Source organism: Thalassospira lucentensis (assembly GCF_050516545.1).
Classification (GTDB): domain Bacteria; phylum Pseudomonadota; class Alphaproteobacteria; order Rhodospirillales; family Thalassospiraceae; genus Thalassospira; species Thalassospira lucentensis_C.
The window spans coordinates 1,874,439-1,888,905 of record NZ_CP191544.1 but is presented as its reverse complement, the minus strand read 5'-3'; the positions used below and the strand labels follow the sequence as shown (position 1 = coordinate 1,888,905).

Here is a 14,467-nt window from a genome sequence, read left to right as displayed (position 1 = left end):
CGTTTTCTTTCAGGTTGTGTTTCGCTAACTTGCTAACAGGTATCCTTACCGTTGATCGGTGGGGCAATTGGCAAAGGATGTGAGACTGTGAATACTGTTGCTATGGTCCTGACGGGTATCGCTGCCGTCCTCGTTATTTTGCTGCTCTATGGTGTGGGTTTGTATAACCGGCTGGTGTCTTTGCGCCAATCAGCGAAGGAAGGCTGGAGTGGCATTGATGTGCAGCTTAAACGGCGCAGCAATCTTGTTCCAAACCTTGTTGAAACGGTCAAAGGCTATGCAACGCACGAAAAGCAGTTATTTGAAGAAGTAACTGAATTGCGGGCCAAAACATCTGCTGCCAGCTCAACCAACGCCGATGGACGCCAAGAACTCGAAGGCCAACTTTCAACCGCTTTGATGCGGATATTTGCAGTGTCTGAGGCATACCCGGAACTGCAGGCCGACAAGACCTTTATCGAACTACAGAAATCCTTGTCCGAGCTGGAAAATCAGATCCAGATGGCGCGGCGCTATTACAACGGCACAGTCCGCGAACTTAATACCGCTGTGCAGTCATTTCCCAGCAATATCGTTGCCAATACATTTGGTTTCGCCGAAGACAGCTATTACGAAGTCGAACATGCTATTGAGCGTCAGGTTCCCGGCGTGAAGTTTGATTGATGATCCGGACCATGCAAAAAATCTGGGTTCGGGGTACGGGCATTGTTAAGACAGTTGCCGTGTCTCTGGTGCTGCTTTTGGCGGTTTTTCAGACAAATTCTGCTGCCGCGCAGACAGTGCGCTCGTCTTCTTCTGAACGTATCACCGCATTCAATTCAGATATTCGAATTCTGGAAAACGGCAATATCGAAGTCACCGAGGCAATATCAGTTGATGCGCGTGGCGTATCAATCAAGCGCGGTATTTATCGCGACATTCCCTTGGTCGTACTGAACGCAGCCAAGTTCTATGATGTCGGGGGCTTTACGATTAACAGTGTTCTACTTGATGGTCGTCATGTCTCCTACAAGGTTGAGAAACTTAGTGGCGCAATCCGCATTTATATGGGGAGTTCGCGGCAACATTTGACGGCTGGGGATCATACATTCACGCTCACCTATACCATGAATGATCAACTGGCCTTTGGGTCGGATGTTGATGAGCTTTATTGGAATGTCACCGGAAATGACTGGCAATTTGCTATCGAGAATGTGACGGCAGTGGTTCATCTGCCAGATGGCGCAACGATAAGTGATATGTCTGTTTATACTGGTCCCAAAGGCAGTACAGGCGGGCGATACAGCATTCTTTCCGGTACGGGAGAACTGGCAAAGGCCCGGACGGTGACGGGCCTGCCGCCAGGGCATGGTATGACACTTGCCGTTTCCTGGCCTGCCGGATATGTGACGCGGCCAACATTCATTGAAAGCGCGACAAAACTTTTTGTCGATAACAAAGGTATTTTCGTCGGGCTCGCACTTTGCCTCATACTGCTGGCTTATTATACGCTGGCTTGGCGCAAATTTGGCAAAGACCCAGATGGGCCAACGGTTTTTCCACGGTTTGAACCGCCCAAAGGAATGTCACCAGCCGAGGTCGGGTTTATGTGGCGCAATGCACAAGGTGGTCAAAACTTCGCAACCAAAGCGTTTGCCGTTGTACTGACAAGCCTAGCAGTGAAGAAACGTCTTAACATTAAGGTGACCAGCAAAGACGAATACGTTCTCACTAGGATACCGGGACAACCCGAAGATTTACCGGATGACGAACAGACTGTTTTGAATTCTTTGCTGCGCCAAGAAAATAGCACGGAAATCACGATTGGGCGAGAATATCGCAAGGAAGTTCAAAGTGCCCGTAGCTCACTCCTTGATCGGTATTCAGCGGATAAAAGAAGCACGTACTTTGTTCGTAAGGAACGGCAGTGGCAGATTGGCTGTGTGATTGGTGTTCTTGCGGTCGCAGGGACAATCATGCTCGATCCCTTATTCGGCGGATATGATGTTGAATCCACAATCGGTGCGGCAGTTATCAGTGTGTTGTTTGTTGTTGCTGTTAACCTTGTCCTTAATGGCCTCAGACGCTTTTGGATAAGTGCGGTTGGCAAAGGGGATGGCGGGCTTGGGAATTATTTCAAATTCGCCATGGTTGGCGGTGCGTTTGTCGGCCCGGCCTTGGCATTTGGAATAATTCTTGTTGGCGCCATCTCGCCAATTGCGCTTTGCGTTGGAATAGCGGCCGTCGCGATCTGTTGCTTGTTTCATGTGTTGCTTGAAGTTCCCACTGCCGAATTTCTAAGGTTACGCTCGGAAATCGACGGATATCGGCGCTATCTTACCGTGGCCGAGGAAGATCAACTGAACTTCAAAAGCCGTGAGATGGGGGACGCCATCGATCTGTTCGAAAAACATCTGCCATTTGCCATGGCGCTGGATGCAGAAGATGTCTGGACCGGGCGGCTTGAGGCATTCCTTAGCGCGATGCCGGTAAAACAAGGCGAGGATGTCAATCAATACAATCCGTCATGGTATCAGGATGGTCGCCGTGGGTGGCATGGGATCGGCGACTTCGGAAGTCGAAGCGTTGGCCAACTGAGTGCTGCTGCAGTGTCCTATGGTGCGCCTAGCGTCTCATCCGCCGGTATTGCGTCTGGCGGTGGCGGGTTCTCTGGCGGTGGCCGTGGTGGCGGTGGCGGCGGGGGATGGTAAAACCAAGCCTAATCTATGTGGAAGCCCCGCAATCGCGGGGCTTTATCATTAGCCAAACTCCCACTCAATCACATGCCGATAGGTTTCACCGGGCTTAAGCCATGGGCTTGGAAAATCCGGGCGATTGGGGCTGTTGGGATAGGTTTGGGGTTCAAGTGCGATACCGGCATTTGAATGAAGGGCTGTTCCGGTTTCTGTTTTCATCTCGCCGTTAAAATGCTGCGCAAGATAGAATTGCAAGCCGGCCTCGGTTGAAAACAGTTTCATTGACCGGCCGCTATCGGGATCGGACAGGGTTGCGATTTGGCGCAAGGATCCGCGATCACCGGTCAGGCAGAAATTATGATCAAAGCCCTGTTCTGCATCGGGCAGTTTATCAGAAACCCGTGCGGGGTTTCGAAAATCATAGCCGGTGCCTGCAACATCTTTGATCTGGCGAAGCGGGATCAGTTTGTCATCAACTGGAAGCCATCTATCGGCATTGATCTGCAAAACATGATCCGCCGCCGTCTGATCAAATTTCCCCGTCAGGTTCCAATAAGCGTGGCTGGTCATATTGACCGGGCAGGTTTTATCGCAGGTTGCGGTTATCTCAAGCCTCAGGCGATTATCGGCAATGATCGAATAGGTCGCTGTGGCAATCATAGTGCCGGGATAACCCTGATCCCCTTCGGGTGAGGTTAGGGTAAAGCTGACACTGCTTTTTGACTGTTCGGAAATTGTCCAAAGACGTTTATCAAACCCATCTATCCCGCCATGTAAATGCGTTTTGCCTTCATTGGCGGCAAGGGTGATTTCAGTGCTATTCAGGTCGCGATAGCGTGAATTTTCAATCCGGTTGGCATAGCGCCCGCAAACCGCACCGATATAGCTATCTTGCGCCAGATAAGCCTCATCATCTGACAGCCCAACTGTCACATTGGTGTCCGCCTTTTCGGTATCATCATGCAAATCAAGGGCGCAAATGCGCGCGCCAAGCGCAGAAACCGTAAGGCGAATCTGCGGTGTTGTAAGCTCCACACGTGGGGCATTTTTACCCTGAATGCGTGTTTCTGGCAAATGTGTTGCTATGTCAGGTATTCCTGTGATTTCGATCATGTTTTTCTCCCGGAATCTTTGATTTTTATAGGTTTATTGTTGGCTTTTAAACGCAATGGGTGATGGGTCAAGTTGTTAAATAACTATACGGTTGAGTCGTTTCAAATCATATTGTAATACTATATGGCTTTTAAGCAATAAAACCACACCTAGGGAGGAAATCGTGGTGAATTTCAAAAAAATTGCAGTCTCAACCGCCACACTTGGCATTGCTCTTGGTCTTTCGGTATCGGCACATGCCGAAATGATGATCGGCTTTTCGCAGATCGGTTCTGAAAGTGGCTGGCGGACGTCGGAAACTGCTTCGATCAAGGCCGAAGCTGAAAAGCGCGGCATTGATCTAAAATTCTCGGACGCGCAGCAGAAACAGGAAAACCAGATCAAAGCGGTTCGCTCCTTTATCGCACAGGGCGTTGACGGCATCCTTCTGGCCCCGGTTGTTGAAACCGGTTGGGATCAGGTTCTTAAAGAAGCCAAAGATGCCGGTATTCCGGTTGTTCTGGTTGACCGTGGGGTTGATGCCAGTGACGATCTTTATCTGACCAAAGTGGCCTCTGACTTCGTGGTTGAAGGCGCACTTGCCGCAGCTTGGCTGGCATCGGAAACCAATGCGGTTTGTGATGTTGTTGAATTGCAGGGTACCGTTGGCTCGTCCGCGGCCAATGACCGTAAAGCCGGTTTTGAATCGGTTGTGGGGAATTTCCCGGCGATCAACATCATCCGTTCGCAGTCTGGTGACTTCACCCGTTCAGGCGGTAAAGAAGTTATGGAAAGCTTCCTGAAAGCGGAAAACGGCGGCAAAGACATCTGTGCGGTCTATGCCCATAATGATGACATGGCACTGGGTGCTGTTCAGGCGATCAAAGAAGCCGGTCTTAACCCGGGCGAAGATATCCTGATCGTCTCGATTGATGCGGTTCCAGATATCTTCAAAGCCATGGCAGATGGCGATACCAACGCCACGATCGAGCTGAACCCGCATTTGGGTGCGCCATCCTTTGATGCGATCAAAGCATCGATGGCAGGCGAAGAAGTGCCGAAATGGATCAAGGCAAATGGTCCGCTCTTCCTGCCAGATACAGCCGCAGACGAATATAAAATGCGCAGCAAATAACACACGAAAACGTGGCGTGATCTTTGGGTCATGACGCGAAATGTGTGGCTGATCATTGCAACGGACGTGCCCCCGCGATTTGCTGGGGTGCGTCCGGCTGTATCAGGGTCAAAAACGTCAAAAAGACAGTTTTACAAAGACGACAGGGAGAGGGCAGGCAGATGTCAGATACCGGACTTTCTGCACGGGGCGATAAGGGCAATAGGGACGAAAATGCCGTGCTTTCGGTGCGCGGTGCGGGAAAGTTCTTTCCCGGCGTCAAGGCCTTGCAGGATGTTGATTTCGACCTTAGACGCGGCGAAATTCATGCCCTGCTTGGCGAAAACGGGGCGGGAAAATCGACCCTGATCAAAGTTATTACCGGGGTCCATCCACGCGACGCCGGGGCGGTGCTCCTTGATGGGCGGGAAATCGATCCGCGTCATCCGGGTGATGCGCAAGAACTTGGTATTTCAACGGTTTATCAGGAGGTCAATCTGGTGCCGACATTGTCGGTGGCCGAAAACCTGATGCTGGAACGCCAAACCCGCAAATTTGGCCTGATATCGTGGAAAAAAACCGAAAAGGATGCCAAGGCAGCCCTTGAGACACTCGGTCTTGATATTGATATCAATCGACCGCTTGGGTCTTATTCCATCGCCATTCAGCAACTTGTCGCCATTGCGCGTGCAGTTGCCCTTGATGCCAAGGTTCTGATTTTGGATGAGCCAACCGCATCATTGGATGGGGATGAAATCAAAACGCTTTTCCGCATCATGAACGAGTTGCGTGCACAGGGATTGGGCATTGTTTTTGTCACCCATTTCCTGGATCAGGTTTATGCCGTCAGTGATCGCATCACTGTTTTGCGCAACGGGCGGCTTGTCGGCACCTTTGTCACCAAGGACCTGCCACAGATTGATCTGATCAATCATATGCTGGGCCGTGAGTTGGCCGAAGTCAGTGCGCACCGTCATCTTGATGAAGGAAGCTATAGCGGGCCAAAACGCCAAATTCAGGTCAAAAATCTTGGCAAGAAACGCGTGCTGGAACCGGTGTCACTTGATCTTCAGGCGGGCGAGATTGTGGGTCTTGCCGGGTTGCTGGGGTCCGGTCGGACCGAACTTTCCGAACTGATATTTGGCACGCAAAAGGCTGATAGCGGCCTTGTGTTCCTTGACGGCGAACCGGTTATGTTGCGGTCGCCGCGCCATGCGATCCGGTCGGGTTTTGGGTTATGTCCCGAAGACCGCAAACAGGACGGCATTGTTGCCGAACTCAGTGTGCGGGAAAACATCGTGCTGGCCCTGCAAGGCCGTCGCGGGTGGTTGCGGCCCATCCCACGGGCCGAGCAACAGCAATTTGCCGATGACATGATCAAGGCGCTTGGGATTGCGACCCCTGATGGTGAAAAGCCGGTTGGGCAGCTTAGCGGCGGGAACCAGCAAAAAGTCATTTTGGCCCGTTGGTTGGTGTCCAAACCGATCCTTTTGATTTTGGATGAACCAACACGGGGGATCGATGTTGGCGCACATGCCGACATCATCAAATTGATCAAGGAGCTGTGTGACGAAGGGCTGGCCTTGTTGGTGGCATCGTCCGAGCTTGAAGAAATCGTCGCCTTTGCTGATCGGGTCGCGGTGATGCGCGATCGCGAAAAGGTATCTGAACTGGTGGGTGCGGAAATCACCCAAGACAAAATCATCGAGGCAATTGCACGATGACCAGTTTGCAAGACAAAAAGAAATCACGGGAAAGCAGCACCATGTCTGCATCTTCTTTGTTAAGTCGGCCTTGGTTTGGCCCTGTTGCAGCACTGGTTTTGATCGTGCTGGGTATCGGGATCATCTCGCCGGACTTCTTTAGTATCCGTATCGTTGACGGGCATCTTTATGGATCGCTTGTTGATGTTGTGCATCGCGGGGCATCGACCGCCCTTGTTGCGGTGGGGATGGCGATTGTCATTGGCACGCGCGGCATTGATTTGTCGGTGGGCTCGATCATTGCCATATCCGGTGCGGTGATGGCGGTTCTGATCCGCGATACCGATCTTCATCCGGCTGTGATTATTCTCGCTGCCCTTGGGGCCGGGATTTTGTGCGGATTGTGGAACGGCATTTTGGTGGCGTTCCTTGATATTCAGCCAATTATCGCAACCCTGATCCTGATGGTTGCCGGGCGCGGCATTGCCCAGATGATCACCGGCGGGCAAATCGTCACCTTCCACGGCGAGTTTTTCGAAGCAATTGGCAGTGGCTATTTGCTGGGCATTCCGTGGCGGGTGATTTTGGCCGCTGTGGTGATTGGTGCGATCTATCTTTTGATGCGCAAAACCGCCCTTGGCCTGTTTGTTGAATCGGTTGGCGGCAATGCCCGCGCCAGCCGGGTTGCCGGGATTGATGCCCGCGGGATCAAGCTTATGGCATACGCGGCTTCGGGGCTTTGTTCGGCCTTTGCCGGGATCATTATTGCCGCTGATATTCGCGGGGCAGATGCCAATAATGCCGGCTTGTGGCTTGAACTTGATGCGATTTTGGCGGTGGTAATCGGCGGGGCGTCTTTGATGGGCGGTCGGTTCTTTATCGGCATGACCGTGGTCGGGGTTTTGATCATTCAGGCACTGAGTACGGGCATTTTGCTATCAGGCTTGCCATCGCAATACACCTTGATCGTCAAAGCCGCGGTGGTGATGGTTGTGTTGCTGGTTCAGGCACCAAAATCACGCCAATTGGTGACCCAGGCGGTGGACCGGATGAAGCGGGGGAAATCCGATGAAAATTAATGAACGTTTCTATCCGATCCTTGCGACATTGGCCGTTTTGGTTTTGCTGTATGGCTATGGGATTTTTGAACATCGCGCCTTTTCCGATACCTATGTTTTGGGCGCACTTCTGACCGATAATGCGTTTTTGATCATCACAGCGGTTGGCATGACTTTTGTCATTCTCTCAGGCGGGATTGATCTTTCGGTTGGCTCCATGATTGCCTTTATCGGGGTTCTGATGGCCGAACTTGTGACCGGCTTTGGCATGCATCCGATAACGGCTGCGGTAATATCGCTGGTTGTCGGATCGGGTTTTGGCGCCTTTATGGGCGTCATCATTGCCAAGTTCGATATTCAGCCGTTTATCATCACCCTGGCGGGCATGTTTTTCCTGCGGGGTGTGTGCTTCCTGATCAATCTGGATTCCGTTCCGATTGACCATCAGTTTGTATCGGATTTTGGCGGGTTTAAAGTCGCCTTGCCCGGTCGTGGATGGCTGAGTGCTTCGGCCTTGCTGATGCTGGCAACCGTGATCGGTGGGGTGATTATTGCCCATTACACGCGGTTTGGCCGCAATGTTTATGCCATTGGCGGGGACCGTCATTCCGCAGAATTACTGGGCATTCCAGTCCATAGCACCATCATTCGTGTTTACACCCTGTCGGGCTTTTTCAGCGCGCTTTCCGGGGTGGTTTTCGCATTCTACACCGCATCGGCCTATCCGTTGGCAGCCGTGGGTGTGGAGCTTGATGCGATTGCGGCGGTGGTGATTGGCGGGACGCTTTTGACCGGTGGTATGGGCTTTGTTCTGGGCACGTTTTTTGGCGGGATCATCATGGGGGTTATTCAAACCCTGATCGCCTTTGACGGGTCGCTGAACAGCTGGTGGACCAAGATCATGATCGGGGCATTGCTGTTTGGCTTTATCGTTCTGCAACGCCTGATCACCCGATCCTTCTCGGGCATGCGGGCCGGGGCAAGTTGAGCACCCAAAACCGGGTTTGAAAATCGCCTAAACGGGCCGGAACAGGGATGCTGTTTCGGCCCGTTTTTTATTTAGTCAAATTGTTCAATTAAACGCATTCTTCAATTTTGGTGAATAATCAACGCGGATTTCGCCCGAACGCCCGCGCCGGGAAGCACGATGCCGCCAAGGGCCGGAATTTATATTGTATGAGGAATAGGCGGTGTTCCGCGCGCAGTTGGTTCGAAACGGGGGCGACGGGGTTGGAATTGTGGGGTCGGGGCGGCGTCAGCCGTGCGGGGAAATTCAGTTAGAATTTGGTATAAGCAGGCACAAGCGGCGCAAGCTGGCGCAACCAGACGCAACCGGGCACCCAAGTCCGAGCCATAAGCAGCATAAGCCGAAACAAGCAGGCGCGAGAAGTGTTCCGTAGGCAGTCGGTTCGAAACGGGGGTGACGGGGTTGGATGTGTGGGGACGGGGTGACATCATCCGTCGGGCATCATAAGGCTACAAGTAGGCGCGAGCCGCCCATAAGAAGCCGCAAGCGGCGCAAGCTGGCACGACCCGCCATGAGGCAGATATGAAAAACGGGCAGCCAACTGGTGCCCGTTTTGTGTGGTGTCTGGTGCGGAGTTCTTAGCGCCGGAGAAGGCGAAGCGCCTTACAGCCCGATCTGGTCCCAGTCATGTTCGACCGACATGCCCAGTTCGTGGCGCAATTGGCGCATGGTGCCGCGCAGAAGGCGGCGCATGGCTTCGCGGGCATCGCCCGGTTCGCGGTGCGCGATGGCCTTGTAAACCGCCAAATGGTCCGGCAGGGATTTGACATGCGCCTTTGGTCCGCCTGACGACAGACGGAACGACCCGATCAGGGCGGTTTCAATCAGCATGCCAAACGATTTCATGAAATCATTGCCTGAGGCATCGAGAATTGCCTGATGAAAGGCAAGGTCGGTCATATAGACCGCGTCCGTGCCCAATTCGGCATTTTCCATGCTGGTATAGGCTGCTTCAATGGTTGCAAGCTGTTCTTCGGTTGCACGTTCGGCCGCCATGGCAGCGGTGTTTGGTTCGATGATCATGCGGGTTTCAAACAGGCCATACAAAAAGGCCGGGTCCGGGTCCGGGAAATGCCAAGATAAAACATCCGGGTCGAGAAGGTTCCAGCTTGTCCGGGGTTTGACCCGCGTTCCGGTTTTTGGCCGGGATTCAATCAGCCCCTTGGCCGAAAGGATTTTGATGGCTTCGCGAAGGGCGGTGCGCGATACGTCAAGCGATTCACTTAACGCCGCCTCGGTCGGCAGGACATCGCCCGGTGCCAGTCGCCCCGAAACAATTCGTGCGCCCAAGTCATGCGCAACAATGCTGTGGAGGTTGCGTTTGGTATAGGTTCTTGACATCGACGACATTAAATTCCCTCCGGCGTGGCCTTCATTGAAAACAAAAAGGCAAAAGGCCCGCTTTGATATTATTCATATAATATGAATTTTAATATGAATTTATTTTCAGGGCAACTTATCAAGGGTCCACACCCATTCCCTTTACCGCACCGGTCGCCCGGATTTGTGCGGATACGCGGAGCAAAATCGCCGGAAGATACACATCTTTCAAGGTTTGGCGACACAGTCGCCCGTGCAAATCCGAATGATCCGAAGGACAACAGTTATGATATCGACCTCCATCGTCAAAGCCCTTGGCCGAGGGACGTCCCGCCCTGCGGGTTTTTTCCTTGTATTTCAATATCATAACTGTTGCCGGTGTGGCAAAGGGGATGGGTGTGGACCCTGACCCTCAATGCCCTGTGTTGCAAAGCATATATTTAATTTAGTGGTGTGCCGGTTGCGCCAAGGCGAGGGATTGCAAAGGTCGTAATGTTATAAACTACTGCGCGATATATCGAAAGAATTCACTTCACCGTTTGTTGCTTGACAGGTCCGGACATCCTGATCATTAATGTTATTGTATGAAGAATTAGGGTCAAGGCCAAAAAACATAATTGGTCGGAGGAAGCATCATGCACGCACAAGGGGCGTATCATACGGGCTGCTAAACAGGGTCTGTTACCGATGGCTGCGTCAGGCAAAATTTTCTTTTGAAAGTTTTTTGCTATTGCACTGCACATATCGGATGTGATGCCAAATCCGTCAATTATGACTAGGATCGCGGATCGGTTTTCGGGCGGAGCCCCATAAACCAGACCGCCAAACAGAAACCAGAATACGGGAGACGGAACGATCATGTCTGATCGCGCACCAACACATTATACAAGCCTTAAAGACAAATCGGTCTTCATCACGGGGGGGGGCTTCGGGCATTGGCGAAGCGATTGTCACCGCCTTTGTCGAGCAGGGCGCAAAAGTTGCCTTTGTCGATATTATGGAAGAATGCGGTGACGCGCTTGTTGCGAAATTGTCAAAGGATGCGCGCAATGCGCCGGTCTTTATCAAATGTGATCTGACCGATATTGATGCCCTGCGCGCCGCAATTGCCAAGGCGGCCGAGATCAATGGCCCGATCACGGGATTGATGAACAATGCGGCCAACGATACCCGCCATAAATGGCAGGACGTCACCCCGGAATATTGGGATGACCGGCAGGCGATTAATATTCGCCCGTCGTTTTTTGCCATTCAGGCGGTTGCGCCGATGATGCAAAAGGCCGGTGGCGGTGCGATCATTAATTTCGGGTCGGTTAGCTGGATGATGGGGCAGGGCGGCATGCCGGGCTATACCACGGCAAAGGCGGCAACCCATGGCCTGACACGCGGCATGGCGCGCGATCTTGGCAAGGATCATATCCGGGTCAATACGCTTGTGCCGGGGTGGGTCATGACCCAGCGGCAGCTTGATCTTTGGGTCGATGAAGCGGCCGAGCGCGAAATTGACGAACGCCAGTGCCTTAAAAACAAGGTGATGCCGGGCGATATTGCCCGCATGGCGCTGTTTTTGATTTCTGATGAAAGCCGGATGGTCACCGCCCAGAACTTTATCGTTGATGGCGGTTGGGTCTGATCGGGCAAAGCCCACTCACTGCACTCGCGCAAATTGACACATACCTATCAGGATAGATTTCATGAGACTGGTTCAATACAAGGACACCGCAGGCGCCCAGCATGTGGCCGTGGTTGAAGACCAAAATACGCTTGTTGTGCTTGGCGGTGTTTCCTCCACCCGCGAGCTTGCCGGGATTGCCATAGCCCAAGGCACCACCATGATCGAGGCCGCAAAGGCCCGCATCGGCGAAAACCGCCTTGATTATAATGCAGTGGCCGCCGAAGGAAGACTTTTGGCGCCGATTACCCATGCGGACCCGGCGCATTTTCTTGTAACCGGCACCGGCCTTACCCATTTGGGATCGGCATCGGCACGGGCGAACATGCATACATCCAATGCCAAGGCCGCCGATGAAACTGATTCCATGAAGATGTTTCGCATGGGGGTCGAAGGCGGCAAGCCAAAAGCCGGCGAAACCGGTGTTCAGCCGGAATGGTTTTATAAGGGTGATGGATCAATCGTTGCCAATCCGGGCGGCGATATGCCAAGCCCGTCCTTTGCCCTTGATGGCAGCGAAGAACCCGAAATTGCCGCGATTTATGTCATTGACCCGGATGGCAACCCGGTGCGCATCGGCTTTGCGATTGGTAACGAGTTTTCCGACCATGTGACGGAACGCCAGAACTATCTTTATCTTGCCCATTCCAAATTGCGTGCGTGCGCGATGGGGCCGGAATTGTTGCTTGGTGATTTGCCAAGCCATGTTGAAGGCACATCGCGCGTTTATCGCGATGGCAAGGTGATCTGGGAAAAGCCGTTCTTAAGTGGCGAAGACAATATGTCGCACACGCTTGCGAACCTTGAATACCATCATTTCAAATATGATCTGTTCTGCCGTCCGGGCGATGTGCATGCGCATTTCTTTGGCACGGCGACGCTGAGTTTCGCCGATGGCATCAAAACCCAGGATGGCGACGAGTTCGAGATTGAATCACCGCTGTTTGGCCGCGCATTGCGCAACCGCCTGAAAACGCAAGCCGAACGCAAGGTGGTTGTTAAAACCATCTAACGGCTGTTTCGGGAATGACTTCATTTCAAGGGGTGTGAAAACTCCGTCTCCCTCCGAACGACACGACCTTCCCCGGCTCAAGTGATTGGGCCGGGTTTTTCTTTTTTAACTTTAGGTTGTGGTTTGGTGGTGGTTCGTGTTCTGCTAAAGTACGTTTTGGAGGTTCGTGATTTCAAGGGAGTAACTCAATCTGTTCCTCTCCTTTCTTGGACGTTTGAAACCAATTCCAAATAAGGGGATCCTTTGGAAAGGAAACTACGTGACAAAAATGGGCAATGGACAATTCATTTTAGCAAGTCTGTTGGCAGTTCTTGCGCTGAGCGGATGTGGAGAAGATACGCAGAAGTCATCTAACTCGGAGGAGGAGGTGGGATCAGTCGTTCAAGAGGCCTCTGCAACGGTTCAGGAAGACTATTATTTGAGCGTATCTGTTGAATTGCAGGACGCGCAAAGCCTAGCCATAGTGCTTGCTTCAAATCTTCCGGGCGATGTTGAGGTGATGATATCAGTCGGGCTTCTCGGACAGGGCCCGGATGACCTTGCTGTGGGTACCAATCAACGCGCATCGCTAAGGAAAGGTCATGGTAAAGAGGTTCTTCACATCTCTGAAATTCCTCAGGGTGACTATGAAGTATATGCAACATTTTATCCCCGCTGGGGTTTCGGGGATAATGAGAAGGTCGCGAGCATTAAGGATTCCATTCGTTCAGATATTCACGTAGTTGCGATCACTGGGTCTGGGGAACCCGCCTCACAATATCTCAAACGTGAAGAAGGACGGATGTGGGTGATTGATAACATCTTTCCAGGAACTCTATGGGAACCCGAAAAAATTCGTTCGCGATTTGGTGATTGGGTGAGCTTTCCCGCAACTAAGAGAAACCCTGAGATCATCAAAAACTATTACTTCCCAAGTATCGATATGACCATTGTGGTGAACCAACTTAAGGGCGAAGTTGCTACTTGGGCGAAGGGAAGGCAAGGGCTATGAAGAATAGAAGAAAGGGAAGTGGTCACATTTTCTGTGTTTTTTTGTTTTATGTGAGCTGAGATACGGCATCCAAATAAGGGAAAGAAGAGAATGACAAAAAGGTATCTGCTTTTCTTCGGGTTATGCGGATTTTTTGCGGTTATTGCGCTTCTTCCCAGTCGACAAGAAACAGCAACAGAGAAATCTCTCTCCGCCGAAGAAGGGGCTCCACTTCAGGCTGTCATCTCTGTACCGTCCGACAGCGCAAAGTATGAGCTTTTGGAGTTGTCTCGCCGAGCAGGTGGAATGGTGGAAATCACCACAGTGCGGCGGGGAAAATCAGGTGAGGGTTATTCTAAGCGTCTCGTGGACTGCAAAAATTGGACAGCAAAGTACCTTGGGGATGGTGACAGTCTGGAGAAAATGAAGGCCAGTAAACCGGACGGTGACATGTGGCCGTTAGTGAAAGACTCCATATCAAGTCACATTGCCACCTATGCATGCAGACATTCCAAATAAGGGATAGACAAGATGGTAAGCGCGAAAAAAGGGGGCCGAAAAAAGGGGACACGAAAAAAGGGGACCACGAAAAAAGGGGACAGATTTATTTTTCTCAAAAGGCGCGTTTCAAGTTCATATGGCATGTAGATACAAACGAAGAAAGGGGACACACGAAGAAAGGGGGCCGGTCCCCTTTTTGGGGTCCGCATTTCCCACATGTTCGTCATTTTGGGGCAATTTCAACATATCGGAATTTTGACCTCAACCAATCGGCCACTTTTCGAGCCTCAGCTTTCGCGCCTTCACAATTTCCCTTTATGATC

At 52.0% G+C, this 14,467-nt stretch carries 12 protein-coding genes; 10 read left to right on the top strand and 2 right to left on the bottom strand.

Annotated features, from left to right (window positions below):
• Nucleotides 1-87 precede the first annotated feature (87 nt).
• Together ACQ0MK_RS08795 and ACQ0MK_RS08790 are read left to right on the top strand one after the other, a co-directional pair.
• The gene (locus ACQ0MK_RS08795; protein WP_430475693.1) at nucleotides 88-663 is read left to right on the top strand and encodes a LemA family protein; all 576 of its coding nucleotides are present in this window, start codon (nucleotides 88-90) and stop codon (nucleotides 661-663) included.
• Between the two features lie 11 nt (nucleotides 664-674).
• Nucleotides 675-2,690 carry a DUF2207 domain-containing protein gene (locus ACQ0MK_RS08790; protein WP_430475692.1) on the top strand — a complete coding sequence of 672 codons (2,016 nt, stop codon included), beginning with the start codon at nucleotides 675-677 and terminating at the stop codon, nucleotides 2,688-2,690.
• 48 nt (nucleotides 2,691-2,738) lie between these two features.
• Here the strand turns inward: ACQ0MK_RS08790 and ACQ0MK_RS08785 are convergent, their stop codons facing one another.
• On the bottom strand, nucleotides 2,739-3,788 hold the full coding sequence (locus ACQ0MK_RS08785) for an aldose epimerase family protein (protein WP_430475691.1): 1,050 nt from the start codon (nucleotides 3,786-3,788) through the stop codon (nucleotides 2,739-2,741).
• A 166-nt stretch (nucleotides 3,789-3,954) separates the two neighbouring features.
• Between ACQ0MK_RS08785 and ACQ0MK_RS08780 the strand changes: the two genes are divergently transcribed.
• The 4 genes from ACQ0MK_RS08780 to yjfF all read left to right on the top strand — a co-directional run bounded on the left by ACQ0MK_RS08780 (nucleotide 3,955) and on the right by yjfF (nucleotide 8,630).
• Entirely contained in the window at nucleotides 3,955-4,902 is a 948-nt protein-coding gene (locus ACQ0MK_RS08780) for an ABC transporter substrate-binding protein (protein WP_430475690.1), read from the top strand.
• A gap of 161 nt (nucleotides 4,903-5,063) precedes the next feature.
• Nucleotides 5,064-6,605, top strand: coding sequence for a sugar ABC transporter ATP-binding protein (locus ACQ0MK_RS08775; RefSeq protein ID WP_430475689.1), 1,542 nt, complete (start codon nucleotides 5,064-5,066; stop codon nucleotides 6,603-6,605).
• The gene (locus ACQ0MK_RS08770) at nucleotides 6,602-7,663 is read left to right on the top strand and encodes an ABC transporter permease (protein WP_430475688.1); all 1,062 of its coding nucleotides are present in this window, start codon (nucleotides 6,602-6,604) and stop codon (nucleotides 7,661-7,663) included. The genes ACQ0MK_RS08775 and ACQ0MK_RS08770 overlap by 4 nt, the downstream gene beginning before the upstream one ends.
• A complete protein-coding gene (gene yjfF, locus ACQ0MK_RS08765; protein ID WP_430475687.1) occupies nucleotides 7,653-8,630 on the top strand; it encodes a galactofuranose ABC transporter, permease protein YjfF in 978 nt (325 codons plus the stop codon). The genes ACQ0MK_RS08770 and yjfF overlap by 11 nt, the downstream gene beginning before the upstream one ends.
• A gap of 642 nt (nucleotides 8,631-9,272) precedes the next feature.
• Here yjfF and ACQ0MK_RS08760 read toward each other — a convergent pair.
• Nucleotides 9,273-10,019, bottom strand: a complete 747-nt coding sequence (locus ACQ0MK_RS08760; protein WP_430475686.1) for a FadR/GntR family transcriptional regulator — start codon at nucleotides 10,017-10,019, stop codon at nucleotides 9,273-9,275.
• A gap of 757 nt (nucleotides 10,020-10,776) precedes the next feature.
• Between ACQ0MK_RS08760 and ACQ0MK_RS08755 the strand changes: the two genes are divergently transcribed.
• The 4 genes from ACQ0MK_RS08755 (at nucleotide 10,777) to ACQ0MK_RS08740 (ending at nucleotide 14,162) form a co-directional block, all read left to right on the top strand.
• Nucleotides 10,777-11,622, top strand: coding sequence for an SDR family NAD(P)-dependent oxidoreductase (locus ACQ0MK_RS08755; RefSeq protein WP_430476018.1), 846 nt, complete (start codon nucleotides 10,777-10,779; stop codon nucleotides 11,620-11,622).
• 61 nt (nucleotides 11,623-11,683) lie between these two features.
• A complete protein-coding gene (araD1, locus tag ACQ0MK_RS08750) occupies nucleotides 11,684-12,673 on the top strand; it encodes an AraD1 family protein (RefSeq protein WP_430475685.1) in 990 nt (329 codons plus the stop codon).
• Nucleotides 12,674-12,932: 259 nt separating this feature from the next.
• Nucleotides 12,933-13,664: a hypothetical protein gene (locus ACQ0MK_RS08745; RefSeq protein ID WP_430475684.1), complete on the top strand. Its 732-nt coding sequence runs from the start codon at nucleotides 12,933-12,935 to the stop codon at nucleotides 13,662-13,664.
• Nucleotides 13,665-13,754: 90 nt separating this feature from the next.
• Nucleotides 13,755-14,162 (top strand): hypothetical protein, encoded by a 408-nt coding sequence (locus ACQ0MK_RS08740; protein WP_430475683.1) that lies wholly within the window; start codon nucleotides 13,755-13,757, stop codon nucleotides 14,160-14,162.
• The last annotated feature ends 305 nt before the right edge of the window (nucleotides 14,163-14,467 follow it).

What these genes read in the sequence shown, in the direction of transcription:
- ACQ0MK_RS08790 (WP_430475692.1), top strand. Translation starts at nt 675, where the DNA reads ATGCAAAAAATCTGGGTTCGGGGTACGGGCATTGTTAAGACAGTTGCC.
- ACQ0MK_RS08785 (WP_430475691.1), bottom strand. Translation starts at nt 3,788, where the DNA reads ATGATCGAAATCACAGGAATACCTGACATAGCAACACATTTGCCAGAA.
- ACQ0MK_RS08775 (WP_430475689.1), top strand. Translation starts at nt 5,064, where the DNA reads ATGTCAGATACCGGACTTTCTGCACGGGGCGATAAGGGCAATAGGGAC.
- ACQ0MK_RS08770 (WP_430475688.1), top strand. Translation starts at nt 6,602, where the DNA reads ATGACCAGTTTGCAAGACAAAAAGAAATCACGGGAAAGCAGCACCATG.
- yjfF (WP_430475687.1), top strand. Translation starts at nt 7,653, where the DNA reads ATGAAAATTAATGAACGTTTCTATCCGATCCTTGCGACATTGGCCGTT.
- ACQ0MK_RS08760 (WP_430475686.1), bottom strand. Translation starts at nt 10,019, where the DNA reads ATGTCGTCGATGTCAAGAACCTATACCAAACGCAACCTCCACAGCATT.
- araD1 (WP_430475685.1), top strand. Translation starts at nt 11,684, where the DNA reads ATGAGACTGGTTCAATACAAGGACACCGCAGGCGCCCAGCATGTGGCC.
- ACQ0MK_RS08740 (WP_430475683.1), top strand. Translation starts at nt 13,755, where the DNA reads ATGACAAAAAGGTATCTGCTTTTCTTCGGGTTATGCGGATTTTTTGCG.